Genomic DNA, 25,993 nt, shown 5'->3' with positions numbered 1-25,993 from the left:
TTTTTTTTGCTTTCGCTAAAATTAAAAATTCAAATAATCTTTTCAATCTGTGGCTATATTTTTTTATTTTAATTGAATGAAAATCTGCTTGTAAGTTGTTTTTCCATCGTCTTTTATTTTCAAATCTTTATTGGATTCGATTTCAAATTTTGATGGAGTTTCTATGTTTAATGAAATATCTCTATATCTAAATGCTTCAGGAATTTCAGGAATTACAATTTTCACTTCTACATCCTTTCCTTTTTGCTTATAATCAATTTTAATTCTGTCTCTTAACCAAATGTATTCGTAAACTTCCTGCCACGGTGCCATCCAAATTGAATCATTTCCTTTTTCTCCGTATTTGTTTGCAAGCGTTGTCATATAGTATTTGAAATCAGGAAAACGCATGCTTAGATTCCACAAGTTTGTATTTCCCGTTCCGTGCGTGAATTCGTTAAACCAAACTGGATCTTTTTGTTTTACAATAGAATCTATCGTTTTTAAATATTTATCCATTGTTTTAAAGCTTGTTGTGTCTTTTGAACTCTGAACAAAAGTTCGGGCAGAAATCATTTTATCTAAATCTACTTTTGAATCTACTTTAAAAATTGGACCAACACCATAATAAGAAGCAACAGATAAATTTCCATTGACCAAAGCTTCTTTTTCATATTCCAAATAATATTTCTCATCACCTTCTCCGCCTGGAACCACAAAATGAGACATTGTAAAATCGAGATTTTGTTTTATTGAAGTGGTATTTTCAGTTACTTCTTTCAAATAGTTTGTTCCGTGTTTAGTTGCATGATGAAAACCATGATTCAAAATATCCCAACCAGCACTGTACATTTCTTTTACTTCTGACCAAGAAAGATGTCCCCGATTTTCAGGCAAATCACGAATTGAACCTCCATTGATTGCTAATGCCAATTTAAACGGAATTTTATTTCCCATTCCGTCCGAATAAAAAAGCCCTTCCGAAACTGTTCCGTCTCCGCCTTGATCGATTTTCCATTCATTAATTGATGAATTGCTGATTTTTCCTCCATTCAATAATGGAAATGCTGTTAAATAAGCTGAACGATAACCATCGTCAAGCGTAAAACTATACGCTAAATGTTTGTTATATTTTAAAGGAGAAACGGCAATTTTTACCTTATCAGCCGATTTCAGTTTTATTTTGAATGAAATTGTCTTTGATTTTGAAGAATCTTTTTGAATAATTCCATTTGAAAAACCATTAAAGCTACCGAAGATTACGACAGCTATTATAAGTAGAATTCGTTTTGACATAAATTTTAGTGGTTCTTTTGCGATCTAAAAGTACATTTCTTTTTGAAAAAATTATTTTAAAAGCAATTTCTCTTTTGAAAATAATTTCTGCTGAATCAAAAAAGAGAATTGATTTAAAACCTAAATTTGTACATCAAAATACCCATTCGGTTTTAGCTTATCTGCAAATGACACACAAAATTTTAATTATAGACGACGAAGAAAAACTAAGAAGTCTGCTGGCGCGTATTATAAAATCGGAAGGATTTGAAGTTTTTGAAGCCAAAGATTTAAAATCAGGTTTTAAGAAATTAGAACAAACCGAAATTGATGTCGTTTTGTGCGATGTGAAACTTCCCGACGGAAACGGTGTAGATTTTCTTCAAAACATAAAAGGAAGTTTTCCTTTGACAGAAATTATTTTACTGACCGCTTTCGGAAATATTCCAGACGGCGTTCAGGCAATGAAAAATGGTGCTTTCGATTATATTGTAAAAGGTGACGATAATGACAAAATTATTCCACTTCTTTATAAAGCAGTTGAAAAAGTGCATTTACAGAAAAAGGTTCAGCAACTCGAAAAACGAATCAATGATAAATATTCTTTTAATACCATAATTGGAAAATCGAAAGGAATAGAACAAGTCATTGATCTTGCACAAAAAGTAGCCAAAACCGATTCGACTGTTTTACTTATGGGAGAAACCGGAACCGGAAAAGAAGTTTTTGCACAGGCCATTCATGAAAACAGTAATCGTGCAGGAAAATCTTTTGTGGCATTAAACTGCAGTACTTTCACAAAAGAAATTTTAGAAAGCGAACTTTTCGGTCATAAACAAGGCGCTTTTACTGGAGCCGTAAAAGATAAAAAAGGTTTTATTGAAGAAGCCAATGGCGGAACTTTATTTTTGGATGAAATTGGTGAAATGCCGATTGACCTACAAGCGAAATTATTGCGCGTTTTAGAAACCAGCGAATATATTCCCATTGGAGACACAACTCCCAAAAAATCAAATTTCAGATTAATTGCCGCTACAAACCGAGATTTAAAAACAGAAAGTGACGAACATCGTTTCCGTTCTGATTTGTATTTCCGTTTGAATATTTTCGAAATCAAATTGCCTTCCTTGAGAGAAAGAATTAAAGATATTCCTCTATTGGCCAATTATTATGTGAAGCAATTTTCTGAAAAAACAAATAAAAAGTCATTACAGATTGCAGATGACTTTTTACAAAAACTGGAAAATTATTCTTGGCCGGGAAATATTCGTGAACTTAAAAATGTAATCGAAAGATCGGTTATTTTGAGCAATGGAGATATTTTGACTTCAGATGTTCTGCCGTATGAAATGCAACATCAAGCTGAAAATAATTCAAAACCAATGTCGGCTTTCTCGATGCAAAGTGTTGAGAAATTGCATATTCAGAAAGTTTTGAATTATACAAAAGGGAATAAAGCGGAAACGGCACGATTATTAGAAATTGGGATTGCGACTTTGTATAGAAAGCTTGAAGAATACCAAATTCAATAACAATTACAAAAATCAATTTTCATAGCTTCTGAGAAGCGACATATTTATAGCATAATTTAACCGCATTTATTAAAAGCTCCAGCGGAGCGACACCCACACAATCTAAAAAAACATGTCGCCCCGCTGGGGGCTCTGTTAAATGTGAATACACCATTTTCTATAAATATGTCGCTCCTCCGGAGCTTGACAATAACATATCAAAACGAGAAAAGCTTATCAAAATGATAGGCTTTTTTTATGCCTAATTTTTGACATGCAACTACATTCCTTTTATTCACAACACTTTACACATAACCTGATTTTTTCGGAACATATTTTGGCATAAGGAGAGAGAACATTAAAATTCATTCCAAATGAAAAATCAAGTAACCTCAATCTACAAACAAGCCGAACGGTTTGCTGAGATAACCAAAAAATCTATTATTTCTGGAAATATCGTCAGAGCGAAAAAATGTTTAGCTCTTGCTGAACGTCTGTTTATAACCGGAAGCATCGAAACTAAAAATGCCATTTCTAATGTGTATGTTTTTTCAGTTTCGTCTTTTATGGAAATGCGCCACTGCAATATTTCACATCTTTTCCCTCAAACCCTTAAAGCGGAATATATTAAGCAGGTTAATGCTTCTGGTGTTTAATCGGTTAACTGTTTAATCGTTTAATCGCTTCAATACAATCTAAAATCTGAATTCTAAAATAATTTCCTATGATCACTTTTCTTTTACTCGCATTAGCCGTTGTGCTGTTTGCCATTTGTTTTCTGTCAGTTGAATTCTTTGAAAAAATCTAAATCATGACTGCACTATTTATCATTTCAATCGCCGTTTTCGTGTATTTGATTTATGTACTAATCAAACCCGAAAAATTTTAAATCATGTAAAAAGTGAAATGCTTTAAGTGAAATGTAAACGCAAATTTTATTCATCAACTCATTTTACAAATCACCTCTCATTTTTCACTAAAAAATATAAAAATTATGAACACAGAATTATTAGGCGTCATTGGTATTTTTATCCTAACCATTGTTTTAGCGATTCCTTTAGGAAAATATATTGCTAAAGTTTATTTAGGAGATAAAACGCTTCTTGACCCAATTTTCAATCCAATTGAAAAATTTATTTTTAAAATAAGCGGTATAAATCCTGCTGAAGAAATGAACTGGAAACAACACTTAAAAGCTCTTTTAAGTATCAATTTGGTTTGGTTCTTTCTTTGCTTTTTTGTCTTATTGTTTCAGGGATCTTTACCTCTTAATCCAGATAACAACCCTTCAATGACGCCAGATCTGGCATTTAACACTGCAATTTCATTTTTAGTCAATTGTAACTTACAGCACTATTCAGGTGAAAGCGGGGTTTCTTATCTTTCACAAATCGTCTTGATGTTCCTTCAATTTGTTTCTGCTGGTATCGGAATGGCTGCTGCCGCTATGATTTTTACGGCAATGAAAGAAAGAACAACAGAACAATTGGGTAATTTTTATAATTATTTCATCAAAAGTTGTACTCGTATTTTATTACCGCTTTCAGCAATTGTGGCTGTTGCACTAGTATTTAGCGGAACTCCAATGACTTTTGAAGGAAAAGATGCTATTACAACCCTTCAAGGTGATCATGTCGAAGTTTCTCGCGGACCAGCTGCAGCGTTTATTGCGATTAAACATATCGGTACAAATGGTGGTGGATTTTTTGGAGCCAACTCAGCGCATCCATTAGAGAATCCAACTTATTTTACTAACGGAGTTGAGCTTTGGGCACAAATGATTATTCCGTTTGCTATGATTTTTGCTCTTGGATTTTACCTCAATAAAAAAAAACTATCGAATATTATTTTTGGTGTAATGACAGTTGGATTTTTACTCTTAGTTGTTCCAACCGTTATGAGTGAAATAAACGGAAATCCTGCTATCGAAAAAATGGGAATCGCACAAGCAACTGGAGCGATGGAAGGAAAAGAAGTTCGGTTTGGTCCCGCAATGTCAGGTTTCTGGAGTATTGCTACAACGGTAATTTCTACAGGTTCTGTAAACAGTATGCACGATAGTTCAATGCCTATGTCTGGTACTATGCAGCTATTATCGATGATGGTAAATGCCTTTTACGGCGGATGTGGTGTTGGTATTTTAAACTACTATATTTTTATTATTCTGGCTGTATTTATCTCCGGTTTAATGGTTGGTCGAACTCCTGAATTTTTAGGAAAGAAAATCGAAGCTCGGGAAGTAAAAATTGCTGCTTTTATCGCTATTCTTCACCCTTTATTAATATTAGCCGGAACTGCTTTAGCATCTTATTTTGCTGCACATGACACTGCAATGGGTTATTGGTTTAACGGAAATGCAACAGGCTGGTTAAACAATCCAGGAAATCACGGATTCTCAGAAATGTTATATGAATACACTTCAAGCGCTGCCAACAACGGTTCTGGTTTTGAAGGTTTGGGAGATAATAATCCGTTTTGGAATATCACTACAGGAATTGTATTACTGTTAAGCCGTTTTATTCCAATCATTGGCCCATTAGCAATTGCAGGTTTACTGGCTGGTAAAAAATACATTCCAGAAAGTGCTGGAACTTTAAAAACTGATACCTCAATTTTCGGAATCATGACTTTTGCCGTAATCGCAATTATCGCTGCTTTATCATTCTTCCCAGCGCTCGCGCTTGGACCATTAGCGGAATTCTTTACTTTAAAATAACATAAAAAATGACAACTAATAAATCCACATCATTGTTTGAAAGTAAACAGGTAAAAGAAGCCTTAATGCAGTCTTTTGTCAAGCTGAACCCAAAAATGATGATCAAAAATCCGGTAATGTTTACCGTAGAAATTGGAACTGCAATTATGTTTGCTGTCTGCGTTTCGATATTAATGGGCGCAAATGACCAAGGAAGCTTTACTTATAACTTAATTGTATTTTTAATTTTACTGGCAACGCTTTTATTTGCCAATTTCGCCGAAGCCATTGCCGAAGCAAGAGGAAAAGCACAAGCTGACAGTTTAAGAAAAACCAGAGAAGAAACTCCTGCAAGACAGATTCTGCCAAACGGAGAAATCAAAAATATCAGTTCTTCGGCATTAAAAAAAGACGATATTTTCGTTTGCGAAGCTGGCGATTTAATTGCTGCCGATGGTGAAATTATCGAAGGTTTGGCTACAATCGACGAAAGTGCTATTACCGGAGAAAGTGCTCCTGTAATTAGAGAAGCTGGAGGTGATAAATCATCTGTAACCGGAGGGACAAAAGTATTATCTGATAAAATTAAAGTAAAAGTAACTTCTGAACCTGGTGAAAGCTTTTTGGATAAAATGATTGCTTTGGTTGAAGGTGCGAGCCGTCAGAAAACACCAAACGAAATTGCCTTAACCATTTTATTAGCCGCTTTTACTTTAATCTTCGTGATTGTGTGCGTTACGCTAAAACCGTTTGCCGACTATGCCAACGCACCCATCACGATTGCGGCTTTCATTGCTTTGTTTGTATGTTTAATTCCAACTACAATTGGAGGGTTGCTTTCTGCGATTGGTATTGCGGGAATGGACAGAGCGTTGCGTGCTAACGTAATTACAAAATCGGGTAAAGCGGTTGAAACTGCTGGAGATATTGACGTATTGCTTTTGGATAAAACAGGAACAATCACGATTGGAAACAGAAAAGCAACCAATTTTTATCCAACAAAAGGAATTTCTTTTGATGACTTTGTAAAATCGGCTGTTTTGAGTTCGCTTGCAGATGATACTCCTGAAGGAAAAAGTATCTTAGAGTTAAGCGAAATGATAGATGTAAAAAGTGAGACGAAAGCTAGCTTTTTAAAAACCACTTCTGATATTTCACACACTATAAAATTTACTGCAGAAACCAGAACTTCTGGAGTTGTATTAAAAGACGGAACAAACATTAGAAAAGGAGCACAAGACGCTGCAAAAAACATTGCGCAACAAGCCGGAAATGCTTTTCCTGAAGATACTGCACAACAAGTTATTACCATTTCATCTAACGGAGGAACTCCTCTGGTCGTGATTAAAAACAATGAAGTTCAAGGTGTTATAGAACTTCAGGATATCATTAAAACCGGAATGAAAGAACGTTTTGAGCGTTTGCGCAGAATGGGAATCAAAACGGTTATGGTTACGGGTGATAACCCGCTTACGGCTAAATTTATTGCCGAAGCAGCTGGTGTTGATGATTTTATTGCCGAGGCTAAACCTGAGGATAAAATGAACTACATCAGAAAAGAACAAGCCGAAGGAAGACTGGTTGCCATGATGGGTGACGGAACAAACGATGCTCCGGCTCTTGCCCAAGCCAATGTTGGAGTTGCGATGAACAGCGGAACTCAAGCGGCAAAAGAAGCCGGAAACATGGTAGATCTTGACAATGATCCAACGAAACTAATTGAGATTGTTGAAATTGGAAAACAGCTTTTAATGACTCGAGGCACTTTAACTACTTTTTCTATTGCAAATGACGTTGCGAAATATTTTGCTATTGTTCCTGCTCTTTTTATTACTGCGATTCCTGCGCTTCAAGGTTTAAACATCATGCATTTGCACAGCCCTGAAAGCGCGATTTTATCGGCTGTAATTTTCAATGCGATTATCATTCCAATCTTGATTCCGCTTGCGCTGAAAGGTGTTGATTATCGACCAATTGGAGCTAGTGCAATCTTAAAAAGAAATCTTTTGATTTATGGTTTAGGTGGTTTAATTGTTCCTTTTATCGGAATTAAAGTAATCGATTTGCTAGTAGCACTTTTTATGTAAGGTTCTAAGATGCTAAGATTCTAAGGGACTAAGGTTTTTCTCTTAGAATCGTAAAATTCAGGAATCTTTAAAAACTCAAATAAAAAACACAGACTTTAGATTGCTAAGCTTCTGAAAAAAAACTTAGAACCTTAGCAACTTAGTCCCTTAGAATCTCAAAAAAAATGAAAAATCTATTTTCTATAATAAAACTTACTGCGGTTACCTTAATCTTATTCGCAGTTATTTATCCTCTTGCGATTTACGGAATCGCACAAATTGCTCCAAATCAAGGAAAAGGAGAAACGATTTCGGTGAACGGAAAAGTGGTTGGTTATCAAAAAATTGGTCAAAAATTCGATAAGTCGAATTATTTCTGGGGAAGACCTTCGGCTGTTGATTATAACGCGGCGGGAAGTGCCGGAAGTAACAAAGGGCCAAGCAATGCCGATTATTTGGCTTTGGTTCAAAAAAGAATTGATACATTTTTATTGGTTCATCCGTACTTGAAAAAATCTGATATTCCTTCAGATATGGTTACGGCTTCAGGAAGCGGTTTAGATCCGAATATTTCTCCGCAAGGGGCGCTGATTCAGGTGAAACGAATTGCTAAAGAAAGAAAACTGGACGAAGCTAAAGTAAAAGCTTTGGTGGAATCTAAAATTAATACTGCTGTTGTTGGGCCTGAAACGGTTAATGTTTTGGAATTGAATGTGGCTTTGGATCAGCTTCGCTAGAAAAGGTTCTGAGGTTCTGAGTTGCTAAGGTTCTAAGGTTTTCTATGCGCATTCTTGTCATTTCTGTAAATGTTAGATAATTCGGTAACAAAATTTAACTTTAATAAATTTTGTTACGATGAGAAATAATAGTCAGGATTCGACATTAGAGCGGAACTATTTAGAGAAATATCGTTTTCTAATAAAAGAATATGAACAGGTAAAAAGCAAAACTCATCCGCTTTATAAAAAAGCAATGGATTTTTATACAGCCAATGACACCTGCAGAAAAAGTTTTTTAAAGTATTACAATCGCTATAAGCAGAGCGGAAAGCCAATAGATTTACTGCCCCAAAAGCGGGGTCCAAGATATAAAACCAGACGCCCTTTGCCTTTTATAGAACAAAAAGTAATCGAATTAAGAGAAAAAGGAAACAGCAGATATGAAATTGTTAGTATATTGAGTCCCAAATTAGGAAAGCATACGCCTTCCTATTCAGGAGTTTATAATATTTTAAAACGTCATAAAATAAACAGATTAACTCCGAAGATTAAAAAGAATCATCAGAAAATAATCAAGGAAAGAATGGGACAGCTGGGTCATATTGATTGCCATTATTTAAGCAAAAGCATAATTCGCGGAGAAAACAAAAAGCTTTATTTAGTCTGTGTAATTGATGATTACAGCCGGATTGCCTGGGCAGAATTAGTTTCAGATATTACCAGTTTAACCGTAATGTTTGCTTCATTAAAATGTTTAAATATCTTAAGCAGCCATTATGAAATAAAATTTGAAGAGATATTATCTGATAATGGAGCTGAATTTGGACCTAAAACAAGCAAGGTAAAAAACAATCATCCTTTTGAAAGAATGCTAATGGAATTAGGCATAGTGCACAGATATACAAAGCCATATAGACCACAGACAAATGGTAAAGTCGAAAGGTTTTGGAGAACTCTGGAAGAGGATTTATTGAGAGACACAGATTTTGATTCTCAAGAAGAACTAAAAGAGGAATTGCTCCAATATTTATATTATTACAATCATGAAAGACCACATCAGGGAATTGATGGAAAAAAGCCAATCGAAATGATAAATCCGTTACCGAAATAAGTAACTTTTACAATTTCGACGAAGGAGAAATCCTCGCAAGAAGCTCCGTAAAGAATGTCAATCTGTGTCGATCTAGCAACGAAGATTTCTCCTTCGTCGAAATGACAAACTGTGGCGAAAATTGGAATCAAAAAAACTGAATTCTACAACTAATACCTAATAGGTTTTGGAAACCTATTAGGATATAAAACCTATAAAAATACAAAACGCCTTTTTACCCCAAATGCCCTAGCCCCGATAGTAGTGGAAATCCTTTTGTGCCGGGGTTCGGCACAAAAGATTGAAACGGATAGCGGGATTAGCTCCTAAAAAATCTACTAATAAATAATTGAATACCACAAAAATGAAAAAAATAATACTTACTGCTTTAATCGCTTTTGGTTTTAGCAATTTATACGCACAAGAAGAATCAAAAAGTCCACTAACATTTTCAGGATATGTAGACGCTTATTATAGTTATGATTTCGGAAAACCGGAAAATCATACTCGGCCAAACTTTTTTTACAGTTATAATAAAAGCAACGAGGTAAACCTGAATTTAGGAATGGCAAAAGTGAATTATTCGAAAGAAAATATTCGGGGGAATTTTGCCTTAATGGCCGGAACTTACGCCGAATATAATATGTCTGCCGAGCAAGGTTTATTGAAAAATGTTTATGAGGCGAATGTTGGTGTAAAGATTTCAAAAAACCATAATTTATGGGTTGATGCGGGAATTATGCCTTCGCATATTGGTTTTGAAAGTGCGATTGGAAAAGACTGCCAGACTTTAACAAGAAGTATTATGGCTGAGAATTCTCCTTATTATGAAACGGGAGTTAAAATTGGTTATACATCTGAATCCGGAAAATGGTATTTGGCGGGTATGTACTTGAATGGCTGGCAGAGAATTGAGAAAGTCGAGGGCAATCAAACACCTGCTTTTGGAACTCAGGTTACTTATAAACCGTCTGATCGGGTTGCTTTGAACTGGAGTACTTATGTTGGAAATGAACAGTCGGATATTGATAAAAAATGGCGTTATTTCAACAACTTTTACGGACAATTTAAGGTAACGGAAAAGACAAATATTACAGCTGGTTTTGATGTTGGATCTCAGCAGTCGGCAAAAGGAAGTAATAAATATGATACCTGGTTTTCGCCAGTTTTGATTCTGCAATACAAACCAGTTGACAAAATTCAGCTTGCAGTAAGAGGTGAATATTATAGTGATGAAAAGGGTGTAATTATAGCAACTGAAACGCCAAACGGTTTTAAAACTTACGGATTTTCAGCTAACTTTGATTACTTAGTTACTGATAATGTTATGTTTAGAATTGAAGCAAGAAATCTATCAAGTAAAGACGAAATCTTCACCAATAAAGACAATCTTCCAACGGATACAAATACGTTTGTAACGACTTCCTTGGCAATTAGTTTTTAGGAGAATATTTCTTGCCACAGATTACACAGATTAAAAGGATTTTTTAATCGCTTTGTGTAGATTTATTTGCCACGAATTACACAAATTTTCACGAATTATATTGAATAAAAATTTGTGCAAATTTGTGTAATTCGTGGCTAAAAAAAAATCCCTCTAATCTGTGTAATCTGTGGCTTAAAAAAAACTTTGTGACTTAGCGCCTTCGTGGCAAAAAATATGGAAAACGAAAATAATAACGCACAGCACTTTCTCGATTTAATTCAGAAATCACGAAAAGGGAAGTTTAAAATCTACATTGGAATGAGCGCCGGTGTGGGCAAGACTTTTCGTATGCTTCAGGAAGCGCATTCGTTATTGAAAAACGGAATCGATGTGAAAATCGGCTACATCGAAACGCACATGCGAAAGGAAACGCATGAATTATTATCGGGTTTGCCGATAATTCCGAGACGGACCATTTTTTATAAAGGAAAAGAATTAGAAGAACTCGATGTTCAGGCGATTATCAACCTTCGTCCGGAAGTGGTTATTGTTGATGAACTGGCGCACACGAATGTTGAAGGAAGCAAAAATGAAAAACGCTGGCAGGATGTTTTAGAGATTTTGGAAGCTGGGATTAATGTGATTTCGGCGGTGAATATTCAGCATATTGAGAGTTTAAATGAAGATGTAAAACGAATTACAAACATTGATGTTCAGGAACGAATTCCGGATAATGTTTTACGATTGGCAGATGAAGTTGTCAATATCGATTTGACATCTGAAGATTTGATTGCGCGTTTGAAGGAAGGAAAAATTTATACTCCAGATAAAATTCAGACGGCTTTAACGAACTTTTTTAAATCGGAACAGATTTTACAACTTCGGGAATTGGCTTTGAAAGAAGTAGCGAGTCAGGTCGTTCGAAAAGTTGAAAATGAAGTTCCGAATCTTCATGCTTTACGACATGAAAAATTATTGGCCTGCATTAGCAGTAATGATAAAACGGCTAAAATTGTGATTAGAAAAACTGCCCGATTAGCGAGTTATTATAACGGAGCCTGGTATGTTTTGTATGTAGAAACTCCGCAGGAAAGCAGTACAAAAATTGCCTTGGACAAACAGCGACATTTAATTAATAATTTTAAACTCGCCGTACAATTAGGCGCAGAAGTAATTAAACTGGAAAACAGCAATATTGCCGATGCGATTTTGGCAACAGTCGAAGAAAAACAAATTACAACTGTGTGTATTGGAAAACCGCATTTGAATTTATTTAAAGTAATTTTGTCTACAACAATTTTCAGACGTTTGTTGAATAAACTGTCTTTATCAAATGTTGATCTTGTTATTCTGTCTTAAAAGTTTTTAAACCATATAAGTTATATAAGTTCATTTAAATTCGGGGCGTTGAAGTTTAACCGCAAAGACGCTAAGGTTTCGCAAAGCACGCAAAGATTAAAAAAAACTTTGCGCCCTGCTCTAGCGAACTTTGCGTAAAACTTTGCGTCTTTGCGGTTAAAAAAAGTAATTCTAATATTTTCTTATATCACTTATATGGTTCAAAAAAAAAATTAAATGTTTTATAAAATGAGAATTAAAACCAAATTGAATCTGGGAGTTGGATTATTATTTTTAATGATCATTATACTTTCGTTAGTGAGCGGTTATTCTGTTTTTTTGATAAAAGCAGATACCGAGAATATTCTGAAAGCGAATTATAATACGCTGGAATATTCGCGAAACATGATTTTGTCTTTGGATGAAATTAAAGCGAGCCCTGATAGCAAGATTCATGTTTTCAAGGAATATCTTGAAAAACAAACGCAAAATGTTACCGAACCCGGAGAAAAAGAAGCGACCGAAAACCTTGAAAAAAGTTTTACACTTTTAGAACAAAACGGAGCAAACGAAACCATAAAAGCAAAAATCAGACAGGATATTTTTGCTATTATGAAACTGAATCTGGATGCTATAAAACAGAAAAGCGATATAGCCAAACATACTGCCGAAAATGCCAATTTATGGATTGCCATTGTGGGAAGTTTATGCTTTTTGATTGCTTTTAATTTACTCGTCAATCTTCCAAATAATATTGCAAATCCGATAAAAGAATTAACGTTGAGTATTAAGGAAATTGCCAATAAAAACTATTCGGAGCGCGTTCATTTTACGAGTCATAGCGAATTTGGAGATTTGGCCAAATCGTTTAATACAATGGCGCAAAAACTTCAGGAATATAACGACAGTAATTTGTATAAACTCTTTTTTGAAAAGAAACGACTGGAAACTTTAATCAATAATATGAACGATCCTATTATTGGATTAGATCATGAAGGAATTATTTTGTTTGCCAATGATGAAGCGCTTAAAATTATCGGTCTGAAACTGGAAGATGTTATTGGGAAATCGGCTTCTACTCTAGCCTTGTCCAATGATTTGATTCGGTCTTTGATTTTGAAAGAGGAATCAGATGCTCCTAAAAAACAACCGCTTAAAATTTACGCGCACGGAAAAGAAAGTTATTTCGAAAAAGAGATTCTGAACATTACCATAATTCCGACAGGTGAAGAAAAGGAAATCAATATTGGCGATGTGATTATTCTGCGAAATATTACGCTTTTTAAGGAACTGGATTTTGCGAAAACCAATTTTATTGCAACCGTTTCGCACGAATTAAAAACACCAATTGCTTCGATAAAATTAAGTCTGAAATTGCTTGAAAATGAAAAAACAGGCGATATGAACGAAGACCAAAAACAATTGGTTGAAAGTATAAAAGATGACAGTCAGCGCTTGTTGAAAATTACAGGCGAATTGCTGAATTTGTCTCAATTAGAAACGGGAAATATTCAGCTGAATATCGAAAAAAGTAATCCGCAAGAAATTGTAAATTATGCTGTTGAAGCGGTAAAAGTTCAGGCGGAACAAAAACAAATTAAATTAGTAATTGATGCTGATGAAAACCTTCAAGACGTAAAAGCCGACAGCGAAAAAACAGGCTGGGTTTTGATTAATTATTTATCGAATGCAATTCGATATTCTTCTGAAAAAAGCACGATTCATATCAAACTTAAAAAAGAACTAAATCAAATCGTATTTCAGGTTATCGATACCGGAAAAGGAATTGATACAAGATATAAAGACAAAGTTTTTGATAAATATTTTCAGGTTCCTGGAAGTCAAAAATCCGGAACAGGATTGGGTTTAGCGATAAGCAAAGAATTTATTGAAGCACAAAATGGAAGTGTTGGTGTTGAGAGTAATTTGGGATTGGGAAGTACGTTTTGGTTTTCTTTAAAAGTTTAGGTAAAATCATTTTATTCATCTGTCAGTCTGAGCGAAGTCGAAGACACTTCGTACTGTAAAACCTTTCGACTTTGCTCTAGGTGACACTCAAAATAATAAAAATATTTAGTCAATCTTAATTCAATTACCCCATTTAAAACCAACAAATTAATATTCACTTAAGGTTCAATTAAGAGAAAAATAGTTGGCAAAAACCTTCGTTAATATTGCAAAATATAACGACAACGAAAGATGTTTTACAAAACAGTTTCTCTACTATTCCTATTCGGATTATTTTCTGCGAATGCACAGCAAAATGATTCGATTTCAAAAATTGACAGCACTTCCAATCATTTAAAATTCAATTACAAACAATTAATTATTCCATCGGTTTTAATTGGTTACGGTGTAATTGGTTTAGAAAGTGATCAGCTTTTGAGTTTCAATCACCAGATTAAAGATGAAGTTACGGAAGACATTGATGAGAAAATTACTATTGATGATTTCTCGCAATATGCGCCTGCCGTATCTGTTTATGCGCTGAATGCTTTTGGAGTAAAAGGCAAAAATAATATGCGTGACCGTTCTGTAATACTTGTGACTTCGTATGCAATTATGGCTACAACGGTTTTAGGTTTAAAATCGATTTCACATGTAGAAAGACCGGATGGAAGTTCGAATAATTCCTTTCCTTCCGGACACACTGCAACTGCATTTATGGGTGCCGAATTTTTATACCAAGAATATAAAGACAAATCGATTTGGTACGGAATTGCAGGTTATGCTGTTGCAACCGGAACGGGATTGTTTAGAATTTACAACAATCGCCATTGGTTAACCGATGTCGCTGCCGGAGCGGGAATCGGAATTTTGAGTACCAAAATTGCGTATTGGATTAATCCGTATATTACTAAAAAGTTATTCAAATCATCAGCCGAAAATAAATCTACTTCTATGATAATGCCTTTTTATAATGGACAGCAATATGGTTTGGGATTTGCGAAGGTTTTTTAGTTTTTTTGCCACAAAGGCGCTAAGACACAAAGTTTTTTTTAATAGCTTTGTGTCTTAGCGCCTTTGTGGCAAACTCTTTTTATGTATTCGAAGTATTATTCTTAATCTCTCGAACTTCACGTTTCAATTCTAAAAGCAAATCTTTCATTGCCCCGGTTTCCGTTGTTTCTTGTTTTTTGTCTGAACGGCCGATATTACATTCGTATTCCCAAATCTCCAAAATATCAGAAGCTTTCACTTCATAATTCGGATAAAAACTATTATCTGATTCTAAAACCAAAGCATTCTTTTTGTTTTTATTGAGACGTTTATAAACCATTCCTTCATTCTTAGTAATCAGAATATAAGTTTTGCCGTCCATCACCTCTCCTAGCTTTTCTACGTAACGGCCAATAATAATCGAACCATCTTCGTGCGGAGGCATTGAATCGCCTTCAACGGGAAATCCTCGGTGTTTTCCTGGTCCCAAAAAAGGAAGTGTAATCTGCTGTAAACTTTCAATATATTCTGGATCAGCATATCCATTTAGATAACCCGCTTTTGCTTTTTGAGAAACAATTTCAATAAAATTTTCTCCAAAACTATCCACTTGAATGGGTAAAATAAGTCGGTTGCCTTCCAGTTTTATCAAATTTTGCACATCAATTTTACGGATATCGACAGATAATATCAAGTCGATACTCATATGAAAATATAATGCAATCTTCTTTAAAATGTCATACGGTGCTTCCGAAGTTCCGTCTTCGTATTTCACGTATCTTCCTCTTGTAATGCTTAGGTTTTCAGCTAATTTTTCTTGTGATATTTTATGCTTAACCCTCAATGCTCTGATGTTATCTGAAAATAAGGACATAATTAATTTGTTATAATTTGGAACAGCAAATATACAAAAAATTGTTACCACCTGTACTAATTTTGTTTCATACAAAAACAAAAGGAAAAAATGGCACGGGCAATTGTACATATGGATTTGGATACCTTTTTTGTATCCTGCGAAAGACGCACTAACTCAGAACTTAATGGTATTCCGCTTATTATAGGGGGTGGAGACCGTGGTGTTGTGGCATCTTGTTCGTATGAAGCCCGTAAATATGGAGTGCGTTCTGCTATGCCAATTCGTATGGCATTAAAACTTTGCCCAGACGCAAAAGTGATGAAAGGCGACATGGAATTATATTCGCAACTTTCTCATGATGTAACCGAAATTCTTCAGGAAAAAGCACCTGTTTTAGAAAAAGCGAGCATCGATGAATTTTATATGGACATTACTGGAATGGACAAATTTCATGGCAGTTATAAATGGACAAATGAACTGGCACAAAAAGTCATTAAAGAAACCGGACTACCGATTAGTTTTTCATTATCCATAAATAAAACCGTTTCTAAAATTGCGACTGGCGAAGGCAAACCAGTTGGGAATCTTCAAATTCAGGAACAAGAAGTTCAAGATTTTTTAAATCCACTTTCAATTCAGAAAATCCCGATGGTTGGCGCTGTGACTTTTCAGCTTTTGTCTCGAATTGGCGTTCGTAAAATTCAGACTTTAGCCGAAATGCCTGCTGAAGTTTTACAGCAAATGATTGGTAAAAATGGTCTCGAACTTTGGAAAAAAGCACACGGAATTGACCACACGCCTGTTGAACCTTATACCGAAAGAAAATCAATTTCGACCGAAACGACTTTCTCTCAAGATACTATCGATCTTGCAAAACTGAGAAGAATATTATTAGGAATGGTCGAAAAACTGGCATTTCAGCTTCGTGCAGAACAATGGCTGACTTCGACTGTTACCGTTAAAATACGTTACGCCAATTTTGATACTGAAACCAAACAATGCCGAGTAGCTTACACATCAGCCGATCATATTCTGACTAAAAATGTAATCGAACTTTTTGAGAAAGTCTATCAGCGTCGTATGCGTCTGCGCCTGATTGGCGTTCGCTTTAGCGGATTGGTGCGCGGAACCTATCAAATCGATCTTTTTGAAGATACTCAGGAAATGTTATCACTTTATGAAGCGATGGACAAAATGAAAAGCCGTTATGGCTTTGATGCCGTAATGCGCTGTGCCGGAGCTCATTTTAAACCAAACACTAAAGACGAAATTTTAAAACGCAAGAAATAATGTATCTTAATTGTCATTCCTATCATTCATTACGTTACGGCACGATTCCACTTAAGGAATTGATTGCCGAAGCTGTTTTGCATGATATAAAAGCAATGGCTTTGACAGATATTAATACCGTTACCGGAATTTACGATTTTATAAAAGCGTGTCAGGAAAAAGAAATCAAACCTTTGGTAGGAATGGAATTTCGATGCAATCATCAATTCCGATATATTGGCCTCGCTAAAAATGCTGAAGGTTTAGCTGAAATAAATCGCTTTTTAACGGATTATAATTTCAGCGGAGAATCTTTGCCTTTGCGTGCTCCAAAATTCGAATCGGTTTTTGTGATTTATACTTTAGAAAATGCTCCAGAAACGCTTTTTGAAAATGAATTTATCGGAATTCGTCCTGAAGAAGTTTCGAGTCTTCTAACTTCAAAACATAAAAATAAAATCTCCAAAATGGTGATTTTACAGCCTGTAACTTTTAGAAATAAAAAAGAATACAATCTGCATAAAGTGCTTCGGGCTATTGATACAAATATTATTTTATCGAAACTTACAGAGGCAGATTATTGTAAAGTTTCTGATGTGATGCAACCTGAAGCATCGATTCTGCCTTTTTATGAAAAATATCCTGAAATCATTTTAAATACACAGCGCATCATTGACGATTGCAATTTTCAATATGATTTTTCGGCTAAAAGAAATAAAAAGTTCTATACCGAAAACCGTCAAAAAGATTTAGAAAAACTGACCGAATTGGCTTGGGAAGGATTTGAAAAACGTTATGGAAACGAAAATACTGAAGCAAAAGCTCGCGTAGAAAAAGAATTAAAAGTTATTGACGAATTAGAATTCAGCGGTTATTTTTTAATTACTTGGGATATTATTCAATATAGCAATAGCCAAGGTTTTATGCATATTGGTCGCGGAAGCGGTGCCAACAGCATCATTGCCTATTGTCTCGGAATTACGGACATCTGCCCTATCGAACTGGACTTATATTTTGAACGTTTTTTAAACCTCAACCGTAAAACACCACCTGATTTTGATATCGATTGGAGTTGGCAGGAACGCAACACAATTCTGGAATATATCTTCAAAAAATATGGCAAAGATCACGTTGCGTTTTGCGGAACGAACGTCGAATTTAAATACCGTTCTATTTTTAGGGAAGTTGGAAAAGTTTTTGGTCTCCCAAAAGAAGAATTAGATCTTTTGGCAAAAAATCCAGAAGAACTTCATCCAACCAATAAAATTGTAAAATTGGTTCAGGAATACGGACAAATGATGGGAAAATATCCAAATCAACGAAGCATGCATGCGTGTGGAATTCTAATTTCTGAAGAACCGATTACCAATTATACGCCTCTAGAAATGCCTCCAAAAGGTTTTCCAATCGTACTTTTTGATATGCATATTGCCGAAGAAATTGGTTTTGATAAATTCGATATTCTAAGTCAGCGCGGTATTGGTCATATTGATGACAGCGTAAAACTAATTGAAAAAAATCGCGGTATAAAAGTTAACATTCGTGATACTTCAATTTCTAAAGACGAAGCGGTTTGCAATTCTTATTTAGCAAAAGGACATACGATTGGCTGTTTTTATATCGAAAGTCCTGCTATGCGTGGTTTACTGCGTCGTTTAAATTGCGATAATTATAAAATTCTCGTCGCCGCGTCGTCTATTATTCGTCCCGGCGTTGCACAATCGGGAATGATGAAAGAATATATTTTCCGTCATAATAACCCAACTCAATTTGAGTATTTTCATGAAGTTTTCAAAGAACATCTCGGTGAAACTTACGGCATTATGGTTTATCAGGAAGATGTAATTAAAATTGCCCAGCATTACGGTGGACTTCCCGCTCCCGACGGTGATATTCTACGTCGCGCCATGTCAGGAAAAGGAAGATCTTTGGAAGCGTTGCAAAAAGTAAAAGATAATTTCTTTGCGAGCTGTGCTCAAAAAGGGCATCCTGAAACTTTGAGTCAGGAAATTTATCGTCAGATTGAATCTTTTGCGGGCTATTCTTTCTGCAAAGCGCATTCGGCTTCTTATGCGGTTGAAAGCTATCAAAGTTTATACTTAAAAGTCAATTATCCAGTTGAATTCATGACGGCGGTAATCAACAATCAGGGTGGATTTTACAGAACCGAAGTTTATGTACACGAAGCAAAAATGTCTGGCGGAACGATTCATAATCCGTGTGTGAATAAAAGCGAATATCAAACGACTTTATATGGTACCGATATTTATTTAGGTTTTATGCACATTCAAAGTCTGGAATCTAAAATTGCTCATTTAATCGAAGAAGATCGAAATAAAAAAGGCAATTTTAATTCTCTGGAAGATTTTATCAACCGAATTCCAATTGGAATTGAAGGCGTTAAAACTCTGATTTTTATTGATGCTTTTCGTTTTACAGGAAAAACCAAAAATCAGCTTTTGGTCACTGCCAGTCTGTTGTTGAATAATTTTAAACCTGAAAATAGAGACTTAAAATTACTGCAAGAACCCGTTAAAGAATACAAGCTTCCAAAATTAGAGCGTTCCGTTTTTGAAGATGCTTTTGATGAAATTGAGCTTTTAAGTTTTCCAGTTTCATGTACTGTTTTTGATCTTTTACAAACCAAACACCGCGGTGATGTCATGGCGAAAGATTTGGTTCAATATCATAAAAAACAGGTTCGAATGCTGGCCTATTTGATTTCCAGAAAACATGTCCCTACAAAAAAAGGTACCATGTATTTTGGAACTTGGATCGATCATGAAGGCACTTATTTTGATACGGCACATTTTCCTGATAGTCTGGAAAAATATCCTTTTCAGGGCGGAGGCTGTTATCTTTTGTTAGGAAATGTCGAAGTCGATTATCATTTTCCGACTATCACAATAACCAAAATGGCAAAAATGCCTTTTATTCCAGATCCGCGATATATGGATTCTAAAGATCAATACAGAACACAAAATCAGATAAAAGAAGATGTGAGTTTGACACATCGTGCGCCTTATCCGCAAGGACATGAAATTAATCTGCCGAGACATCGAATGAAATTTTAAATAAGTACAATGGTTTAACACATAGAAAAAATAGTTTATTAGCTTGTAGAGATGCCAATTTTAACTTTAAATCTATGTGTTAAATTTTAAATAACTAAAGAACAACTTACGTTATATAAAGATGAAAAATACGGAATATGCTATAGTCGATATTGAAACCACAGGTGGAAATGCCAGTGGCAGCCGCATTACAGAAATTGCGATCATTATTCATGATGGTAAAAATGTGCTGGATCGTTATGAAACACTTGTAAATCCTCAACAGGACATTCCTCCTTCTATTTTTGGATTAACAGGTATTAATAATGAAATGGTAGCCAATGCGCCAATCTTTGATGATATTTCAGAAAAAGTATTAGAAATGCTTACTGATCGTATTTTCGTTGCACATAATGTCAATTTCGATTATTCATTTGTTCATCATCAATTGGAACAGTCAGGTTTTAAATGGTCTGCTAAAAAACTTTGCACCGTTCGAGCAGCCAGAAAAATCAAACCGGGATTGGGTTCTTATAGTTTAGGGAATCTTTGCAATTCTTTAAATATCAATTTAGAAAATAGACACCGCGCCGGTGGAGATGCCGATGCTACTGCTTTGCTTTTTTCGCTTTTATTAGAATGGGATGATGCCGGAGAAATCGAAAAAATGATCAAAAAAACAGCACAAGATCAGCGTTTGCCTCCTAATCTTCCACCAGATGACTTTAATAATTTACCCGAAAAACCAGGTGTGTATTACTTTTATAATCAGCAAAAAAAAGTGATTTATGTTGGAAAAGCCATCAATGTAAAGAAACGTGTAGCATCTCATTTTACTGGTAACAATATAAATCCGCAGAGACAGCACTTTTTAAGAGATATTCACGGAATTTCCTTTGAAATCTGCGCTACCGAATTAATGGCACTCCTTTTAGAATGTACCGAAATCAAAAAACTTTGGCCAACTTATAATAGAGCTTTAAAACGTTTTGAAGCCAAATTTGGAATTTATCAGTATGAAGCTAGAAATGGCTATAAATATCTTGCCATTGGCAAAGTAAGTAAGTTTCAAGTCTGTATTCATGAATTCAGCAGTTTGCATGAAGGAATCAACTTACTACGAAATCTTGCCGAACGTTTTGAAATCGATCATCGTTTCTGCAAATATTCAAGATCTGAAGAGGGAGATTTTTTCTATAATAATAGTCCTCAAAGTCTTCCCGATGCTATAATGCATAATGCACAAGTCGATAATGCCATTGATTATCTATTGAATAACAGACCTTCTTTTGCCATTATCGACAAAGGAAAATCAAAAGAAGAACGCAGCTGCATTTGGATTGAAAATGGACATTTTTACGGGATGGGGTATCTTCCTTCAGATGTTTCGATTCATGAGCCTTCAGACGTAAAAAATTATGTTACGCCTTATAAAAGCAATCAATACATTGAGCAACTGATTTTTTCTTATGCAGAAAAGCATCCTAGAAAAGTATTCTTTAAAAAGCATTTCTTAGTCTAAAATCAAATTAGAGAAAAATAGAGCTGTAAAAATCAAAATTATGACACTATTTACCGATACCGAATTATTTACCACTGGACACGGAGGTAAAAAAATATTTGATCTTCCGGATTGCGAACTAATTCTGATTGAAAATTTCTTCAGCAAAGAAGAATCAGATTCTTTTTATGAAAGAATACTGCGCAAAACGAAATGGAGAGAATATGAAATGGAAATTTATGATAAAACCTATACTGTTCCCAGAATGATTGCATGGTATGAAGATAAAGACAACGAAGGAGCAGATCCAAACGGACCTGACTGGACGTATGAATTGTTAAAAATCAGAGGCCGCGTGGAGAAAGAAACTCAGCTTGATTTTAACAGTCTTCTGTTAAATTTATATCGAAACGGAAAAGACGGCGTAGGCTGGCATAGCGATCGAGAAGACAAATCTGGTAAAGATCCTATTATAGCCTCGGTCACTTTTGGAGAAACCCGAATGTTTAAACTTCGCCATAAATTTAGAAAAGATATTCCGTTAGTTGAAATTCCGCTTCATCATGGTTCTTTTCTACTGATGGCGGGAACTACGAATAGTTTCTGGCAGCACCATGTTCCAAAAACAGCACGTAAAGTTTTACCCAGAATAAATTTAACATTCAGACAAACGCAACGTAATACGTAATACATTCAGAACTAAAAACTAGCTGATTTATTAGCTCAATCCCTATGAGGAAAATTCTGTCGAAAAAAGTTAAAATACTGATTGTATGAATGTTTTATTAGGCTGAACCCTCCTTTTTTACTATTTTTGCAACCTTTTTAAAAAATATAATACCGTAATGGCTTATTCAAACAACGATTTAGCGCGCTTCTTAGATGCGCAAAACAAACTTTATCTTACTGCTCTTTCTGAAATCGGAAAGGGGAAAAAAGAGACGCATTGGATGTGGTTTATTTTTCCTCAAATTAAAGGATTGGGTAAAAGTGATACTGCAAATCTTTATGCCATTAATGATTTAAAAGAAGCTACAGATTATTTGGAGCATCCTATTTTAGGAAAACATTTGATTGAAATTTCAGAGCTTTTATTAACCTTTAAGATGAAATCGGCTGATGGAATTTTTGGTGACTTAGATGCACGAAAATTACGTTCTTGTATGACTTTATTTTCATTGGTAGAAAATGCAAATCCGATATTTCAGGAAATCTTGGAGGCTTTCTTCTCTGGAGAAACCGATCCGCTTACTTTGTCTATTATTAATTCAACTATAAAATCTGTTGATGAACCGGTTGAAATATAACACGAGTTACAACGATTATTTACATTTAAAAGACACTAATTATAGTGTCTTTTTTTTGTTTATGGCTATACTATTCACTAAAACCAACATCATAAACTGTTTATTTAAAAGTAATTAATCTTAACTTGCATAAAGTTAACCTCAAATCTAAACCAAACCATGAATGAAAAAATCAAAACTTTACAAATTATCCATCTCGCCATTTGTGCAGGAACCATCATCGCTTATTACATTATTGGAGATCTTTCACTTGAAACGCTACATGTACCTGTCATTGATACAGCTTCAATAATATATCTTGCTATTCCGATTCTAGCAATTGTTTTAAGCAATATATTATTTAAAACACAATTAAAGCAGATTGACCCCAAATTAAAACTCGAAGACAAAATGCCCATATATCAAGCTGCTTCTATTATGCGTTGGGCTGTTCTTGAAGGCGCCGCTTTTTTGATTTTAATTTTAAAACCCGATTTTATATTATTTGGAATTCTGATATTAGTTTATCTGATATTTCTCAGACCTACCACAGAGAGAATTGACAATGATTTATCGAATACAAACAATTAAAAAAACAAAAAGTGCCTTGCAATAAAAGGCACTTTTTTATAGATAAAATTTGAAATTTTTGAATCTATTCTTCTTTCGGTTTCGTTAAGTAATAAACTGGAATTCCAGTTAACATAATCAACACTCCCCAACCACAGGTTGAGAATTTTGTAATTAGTAACGCAATACAAATTGCCGACGCTACAACAATATATAGCATTGGTAAAAATGGATATCCAAATGCTTTATAAGGTCTTTCTGCATCTGGCATCTTTTTTCTTAGAATAAAAATTCCGTAGATGGTCAGAATATAAAAAATCAATACGATGATAATTACAAAATCAAGCAAATCTCCATATTTCCCTGTCAAGCACAAAGCCGAAGCCCAAATACACTGCGCCCAAAGTGCCCAAGCAGGAACGCTCGAACTATTTAAAACAGCAGCTTTTTTGAAAAACAAACCATCTTTTGCCATTGTATAATATACTCTCGCACCAGCCATAATTAATCCGTTGTTGCAAGCAAAAGTCGAAATCATAATCATAATTGCGATAATCAAGGCTCCTACATTTCCAAAAATATAATCTGAAGCCACAACTGCAACACGATCGAACTTTGCTGTTGCTATTTCATCAAACGGAACTACAGCCAAATACATAAGATTTGTTACAACATATAGAGAGGTCACAATAAAAGTTCCTAGAAAAAGACTAAGACCCACATTTCTTTTAGGATTTTTAATTTCACCAGCGATAAAAGTTACACCGTTCCAAGCATCACTAGAGAATAAAGATCCAACCATTGCAGCCGAAATTCCAGAAATTAAGGCTGTTCCACTAATTGGCAACCATGATCCGCTTTCTTTGTCAAATGTTCTTGTGCTCCATCCGTCTGCCCAGTTTGCATCCCAAACAGAAGCTTTCGCAGCAAGCGTTAATCCGAAAACGACTAATCCAAGAAGCGATAAAATTTTAATTATCGTTAAAACAGTTTGTAGAATTTTTCCATTTTTTACACCACGGCTATTGATAAAAGTTAGAATGATAATAGTTAAAATCGAAACTAGCTGAGCTGCATTCAGTTTAAAAGCTCCTAGTTCGTAAAGAATATTCTCATCACTCAAAGGTTCATACAAATAAGCTGCAAATTTAGAAAAAGCCACTCCTACTGCAGCAATAGTTCCGGTCTGAATAACTGCGAAAAAACTCCAGCCGTACAAAAAGGCAATTAGTTTATTATAGGCTTCTTTCAAGTAAACGTATTGTCCTCCAGCTTTTGGAAACATCGCACTCAATTCGCCATAGCTAACTGCTGCGACAACTGTAATAAATCCGGACAAAAGCCAGATTAGTGTAAGCCATCCTGCCGAGCCTACTTGTCGGGCAATATCGGCACTTACAATGAATATCCCAGATCCAATCATAGAGCCAACCACAAGCATGGTTCCGTCTAAGAGTCCGAGTTCTCTTTTAAAATGTTCTTGGTCGTTTTCTTGCATTTTTATTGGTTTAGGTTGGCTAAAGATATACTTTTTTCTGATTCATTAATATTTACAATTGAGATTTCAGGATTTACAAATCTTTTATCGATTTATTTCCTCAAACCCTCAAGTATAATTCATTTTGTAGTATTTTTACTCAATTATTTAAAATCAAATATTATGAATTCATTTAGGAATGCTGTTGTACTTTTAACTGGAGCTGATGGCGACATAGGAAAAGCTTTCATTGACGAGTTATTAAAACGAGATGTGGCAAAAATATACCTAACAGGAATTAACATAGAGCAACTCTCTACATTAGCATCACATAACCCAGATACTTTATTTCCATCTCTTTTGGATGTGACTGATAGTAATCAAATTAAAATTTTCTGTTCTAGTCATAAGGATATTAACTTATTGATTAACAATGCTGGAATAGAATTAAAATCTGATTTCTTAAATCAAAAAGCACACGAATATGCTCAACTAGAAATGAATATAAATTATATTGGAGTTGTAAATCTTACAAATGAATTGATTCCTACTTTAAAATCAAATTCTAATGCTGCAATAATTAACATTTTATCAATTGCGAGTCTTTGTGTTATTAAAAGATTGTCAACATATTGTGCTTCAAAAATGGCAACACATATTTTTACTCAATCGATAAGAGAAGATTTAAATAAATACAATATTCGAGTTTTCGGAATATATCCTGGATATATCGATTCAAGAATGTCTGCTGATGTTGACTATGATAAAATCTCCCCTGCAACATTGGTTAAAAACATTTGTGATGATATTGACTTAAATAAATTCAACATTTTTCCTGATCCAATGTCCATCGCATTTAAAAATAGCAATAAACTAACTATAGATTATATGTAATACTAATTTAGATTTCAGTTACAGAAAAAGTTATCAAAAAACTTTAAA

21 protein-coding genes are annotated in these 25,993 nt (G+C 34.7%); 18 read left to right on the top strand and 3 right to left on the bottom strand.

Annotated features, from left to right (window positions below; all coding sequences use genetic code 11):
- Nucleotides 1–63: 63 nt before the first annotated feature.
- Entirely contained in the window at nucleotides 64–1,275 is a 1,212-nt protein-coding gene (locus tag OZP10_RS14000; RefSeq protein WP_281631414.1) for a polysaccharide deacetylase family protein, read from the bottom strand.
- Between the two features lie 167 nt (nucleotides 1,276–1,442).
- On the opposite strand from OZP10_RS14000, the gene OZP10_RS13995 reads away from it, so the two are divergent.
- From OZP10_RS13995 to OZP10_RS13945, 11 genes are all read left to right on the top strand, one after another.
- Entirely contained in the window at nucleotides 1,443–2,786 is a 1,344-nt protein-coding gene (locus tag OZP10_RS13995) for a sigma-54-dependent transcriptional regulator (protein ID WP_281631413.1), read from the top strand.
- A gap of 353 nt (nucleotides 2,787–3,139) precedes the next feature.
- The gene (locus OZP10_RS13990) at nucleotides 3,140–3,421 is read left to right on the top strand and encodes a DUF7674 family protein (protein ID WP_012024048.1); all 282 of its coding nucleotides are present in this window, start codon (nucleotides 3,140–3,142) and stop codon (nucleotides 3,419–3,421) included.
- 155 nt (nucleotides 3,422–3,576) lie between these two features.
- Nucleotides 3,577–3,654: a K(+)-transporting ATPase subunit F gene (gene kdpF, locus OZP10_RS13985; protein WP_073099479.1), complete on the top strand. Its 78-nt coding sequence runs from the start codon at nucleotides 3,577–3,579 to the stop codon at nucleotides 3,652–3,654.
- A gap of 105 nt (nucleotides 3,655–3,759) precedes the next feature.
- Nucleotides 3,760–5,481 carry a potassium-transporting ATPase subunit KdpA gene (kdpA, locus tag OZP10_RS13980; protein ID WP_281631412.1) on the top strand — a complete coding sequence of 574 codons (1,722 nt, stop codon included), beginning with the start codon at nucleotides 3,760–3,762 and terminating at the stop codon, nucleotides 5,479–5,481.
- 8 nt (nucleotides 5,482–5,489) lie between these two features.
- Nucleotides 5,490–7,547: a potassium-transporting ATPase subunit KdpB gene (gene kdpB, locus OZP10_RS13975; protein ID WP_281631411.1), complete on the top strand. Its 2,058-nt coding sequence runs from the start codon at nucleotides 5,490–5,492 to the stop codon at nucleotides 7,545–7,547.
- Nucleotides 7,548–7,711: 164 nt separating this feature from the next.
- Nucleotides 7,712–8,263 (top strand): K(+)-transporting ATPase subunit C, encoded by a 552-nt coding sequence (locus OZP10_RS13970; RefSeq protein WP_281631410.1) that lies wholly within the window; start codon nucleotides 7,712–7,714, stop codon nucleotides 8,261–8,263.
- A 118-nt stretch (nucleotides 8,264–8,381) separates the two neighbouring features.
- Nucleotides 8,382–9,356, top strand: a complete 975-nt coding sequence (locus OZP10_RS13965; RefSeq protein WP_281631355.1) for an integrase core domain-containing protein — start codon at nucleotides 8,382–8,384, stop codon at nucleotides 9,354–9,356.
- Between the two features lie 343 nt (nucleotides 9,357–9,699).
- Nucleotides 9,700–10,779: a porin gene (locus OZP10_RS13960; RefSeq protein ID WP_281631409.1), complete on the top strand. Its 1,080-nt coding sequence runs from the start codon at nucleotides 9,700–9,702 to the stop codon at nucleotides 10,777–10,779.
- A gap of 216 nt (nucleotides 10,780–10,995) precedes the next feature.
- Nucleotides 10,996–12,120 (top strand): sensor protein KdpD, encoded by a 1,125-nt coding sequence (locus OZP10_RS13955; RefSeq protein ID WP_281631408.1) that lies wholly within the window; start codon nucleotides 10,996–10,998, stop codon nucleotides 12,118–12,120.
- Between the two features lie 228 nt (nucleotides 12,121–12,348).
- The gene (locus OZP10_RS13950) at nucleotides 12,349–14,067 is read left to right on the top strand and encodes an ATP-binding protein (RefSeq protein ID WP_281631407.1); all 1,719 of its coding nucleotides are present in this window, start codon (nucleotides 12,349–12,351) and stop codon (nucleotides 14,065–14,067) included.
- Nucleotides 14,068–14,298: 231 nt separating this feature from the next.
- Nucleotides 14,299–15,060: a phosphatase PAP2 family protein gene (locus tag OZP10_RS13945; protein ID WP_281631406.1), complete on the top strand. Its 762-nt coding sequence runs from the start codon at nucleotides 14,299–14,301 to the stop codon at nucleotides 15,058–15,060.
- A gap of 79 nt (nucleotides 15,061–15,139) precedes the next feature.
- Here the strand turns inward: OZP10_RS13945 and OZP10_RS13940 are convergent, their stop codons facing one another.
- Complete coding sequence (locus OZP10_RS13940; RefSeq protein ID WP_115889681.1) at nucleotides 15,140–15,913, bottom strand: XRE family transcriptional regulator; 774 nt, start codon at nucleotides 15,911–15,913, stop codon at nucleotides 15,140–15,142.
- Between the two features lie 90 nt (nucleotides 15,914–16,003).
- Between OZP10_RS13940 and dinB the strand changes: the two genes are divergently transcribed.
- The 6 genes from dinB (at nucleotide 16,004) to OZP10_RS13910 (ending at nucleotide 23,595) form a co-directional block, all read left to right on the top strand.
- The gene (gene dinB, locus OZP10_RS13935) at nucleotides 16,004–17,185 is read left to right on the top strand and encodes a DNA polymerase IV (protein ID WP_281631405.1); all 1,182 of its coding nucleotides are present in this window, start codon (nucleotides 16,004–16,006) and stop codon (nucleotides 17,183–17,185) included.
- Nucleotides 17,185–20,238, top strand: a complete 3,054-nt coding sequence (locus OZP10_RS13930; protein ID WP_281631404.1) for a DNA polymerase III subunit alpha — start codon at nucleotides 17,185–17,187, stop codon at nucleotides 20,236–20,238. The genes dinB and OZP10_RS13930 overlap by 1 nt, the downstream gene beginning before the upstream one ends.
- A 121-nt stretch (nucleotides 20,239–20,359) precedes the next feature.
- Nucleotides 20,360–21,739, top strand: coding sequence for an exonuclease domain-containing protein (locus OZP10_RS13925; protein ID WP_281631403.1), 1,380 nt, complete (start codon nucleotides 20,360–20,362; stop codon nucleotides 21,737–21,739).
- A 40-nt stretch (nucleotides 21,740–21,779) separates the two neighbouring features.
- Nucleotides 21,780–22,406: an alpha-ketoglutarate-dependent dioxygenase AlkB family protein gene (locus OZP10_RS13920; RefSeq protein WP_177210624.1), complete on the top strand. Its 627-nt coding sequence runs from the start codon at nucleotides 21,780–21,782 to the stop codon at nucleotides 22,404–22,406.
- 157 nt (nucleotides 22,407–22,563) lie between these two features.
- Nucleotides 22,564–23,025: a DUF1810 domain-containing protein gene (locus tag OZP10_RS13915; RefSeq protein ID WP_177210625.1), complete on the top strand. Its 462-nt coding sequence runs from the start codon at nucleotides 22,564–22,566 to the stop codon at nucleotides 23,023–23,025.
- A gap of 159 nt (nucleotides 23,026–23,184) precedes the next feature.
- On the top strand, nucleotides 23,185–23,595 hold the full coding sequence (locus tag OZP10_RS13910; protein ID WP_281631402.1) for an MFS transporter: 411 nt from the start codon (nucleotides 23,185–23,187) through the stop codon (nucleotides 23,593–23,595).
- 64 nt (nucleotides 23,596–23,659) lie between these two features.
- On the opposite strand, the gene OZP10_RS13905 is transcribed toward OZP10_RS13910, so the two are convergent.
- Nucleotides 23,660–25,072 (bottom strand): APC family permease, encoded by a 1,413-nt coding sequence (locus OZP10_RS13905; protein WP_281631401.1) that lies wholly within the window; start codon nucleotides 25,070–25,072, stop codon nucleotides 23,660–23,662.
- A 162-nt stretch (nucleotides 25,073–25,234) separates the two neighbouring features.
- Here OZP10_RS13905 and OZP10_RS13900 point away from each other — a divergent pair, with 162 nt between their 5' ends.
- Entirely contained in the window at nucleotides 25,235–25,945 is a 711-nt protein-coding gene (locus tag OZP10_RS13900) for an SDR family NAD(P)-dependent oxidoreductase (protein WP_281631400.1), read from the top strand.
- Nucleotides 25,946–25,993: the final 48 nt, after the last annotated feature.

The sequence above is a fragment of the Flavobacterium luteolum genome, from assembly GCF_027111275.1.
Lineage (GTDB): Bacteria > Bacteroidota > Bacteroidia > Flavobacteriales > Flavobacteriaceae > Flavobacterium > Flavobacterium luteolum.
Note: the sequence above shows the minus strand (reverse complement) of the source record. Positions and strands in the feature narration are given on the sequence as shown.

What these genes read in the sequence shown, in the direction of transcription:
- OZP10_RS13995 (WP_281631413.1), top strand. Translation starts at nt 1,443, where the DNA reads ATGACACACAAAATTTTAATTATAGACGACGAAGAAAAACTAAGAAGT.
- OZP10_RS13955 (WP_281631408.1), top strand. Translation starts at nt 10,996, where the DNA reads ATGGAAAACGAAAATAATAACGCACAGCACTTTCTCGATTTAATTCAG.
- OZP10_RS13990 (WP_012024048.1), top strand. Translation starts at nt 3,140, where the DNA reads ATGAAAAATCAAGTAACCTCAATCTACAAACAAGCCGAACGGTTTGCT.
- OZP10_RS13945 (WP_281631406.1), top strand. Translation starts at nt 14,299, where the DNA reads ATGTTTTACAAAACAGTTTCTCTACTATTCCTATTCGGATTATTTTCT.
- OZP10_RS13925 (WP_281631403.1), top strand. Translation starts at nt 20,360, where the DNA reads ATGAAAAATACGGAATATGCTATAGTCGATATTGAAACCACAGGTGGA.
- OZP10_RS13940 (WP_115889681.1), bottom strand. Translation starts at nt 15,913, where the DNA reads ATGTCCTTATTTTCAGATAACATCAGAGCATTGAGGGTTAAGCATAAA.
- kdpF (WP_073099479.1), top strand. Translation starts at nt 3,577, where the DNA reads ATGACTGCACTATTTATCATTTCAATCGCCGTTTTCGTGTATTTGATT.
- OZP10_RS13910 (WP_281631402.1), top strand. Translation starts at nt 23,185, where the DNA reads ATGAATGAAAAAATCAAAACTTTACAAATTATCCATCTCGCCATTTGT.
- OZP10_RS13960 (WP_281631409.1), top strand. Translation starts at nt 9,700, where the DNA reads ATGAAAAAAATAATACTTACTGCTTTAATCGCTTTTGGTTTTAGCAAT.
- OZP10_RS13920 (WP_177210624.1), top strand. Translation starts at nt 21,780, where the DNA reads ATGACACTATTTACCGATACCGAATTATTTACCACTGGACACGGAGGT.
- dinB (WP_281631405.1), top strand. Translation starts at nt 16,004, where the DNA reads ATGGCACGGGCAATTGTACATATGGATTTGGATACCTTTTTTGTATCC.
- OZP10_RS13930 (WP_281631404.1), top strand. Translation starts at nt 17,185, where the DNA reads ATGTATCTTAATTGTCATTCCTATCATTCATTACGTTACGGCACGATT.
- OZP10_RS13965 (WP_281631355.1), top strand. Translation starts at nt 8,382, where the DNA reads ATGAGAAATAATAGTCAGGATTCGACATTAGAGCGGAACTATTTAGAG.
- OZP10_RS13950 (WP_281631407.1), top strand. Translation starts at nt 12,349, where the DNA reads ATGAGAATTAAAACCAAATTGAATCTGGGAGTTGGATTATTATTTTTA.
- OZP10_RS14000 (WP_281631414.1), bottom strand. Translation starts at nt 1,275, where the DNA reads ATGTCAAAACGAATTCTACTTATAATAGCTGTCGTAATCTTCGGTAGC.
- OZP10_RS13915 (WP_177210625.1), top strand. Translation starts at nt 22,564, where the DNA reads ATGGCTTATTCAAACAACGATTTAGCGCGCTTCTTAGATGCGCAAAAC.
- kdpB (WP_281631411.1), top strand. Translation starts at nt 5,490, where the DNA reads ATGACAACTAATAAATCCACATCATTGTTTGAAAGTAAACAGGTAAAA.
- kdpA (WP_281631412.1), top strand. Translation starts at nt 3,760, where the DNA reads ATGAACACAGAATTATTAGGCGTCATTGGTATTTTTATCCTAACCATT.
- OZP10_RS13970 (WP_281631410.1), top strand. Translation starts at nt 7,712, where the DNA reads ATGAAAAATCTATTTTCTATAATAAAACTTACTGCGGTTACCTTAATC.
- OZP10_RS13905 (WP_281631401.1), bottom strand. Translation starts at nt 25,072, where the DNA reads ATGCAAGAAAACGACCAAGAACATTTTAAAAGAGAACTCGGACTCTTA.
- OZP10_RS13900 (WP_281631400.1), top strand. Translation starts at nt 25,235, where the DNA reads ATGAATTCATTTAGGAATGCTGTTGTACTTTTAACTGGAGCTGATGGC.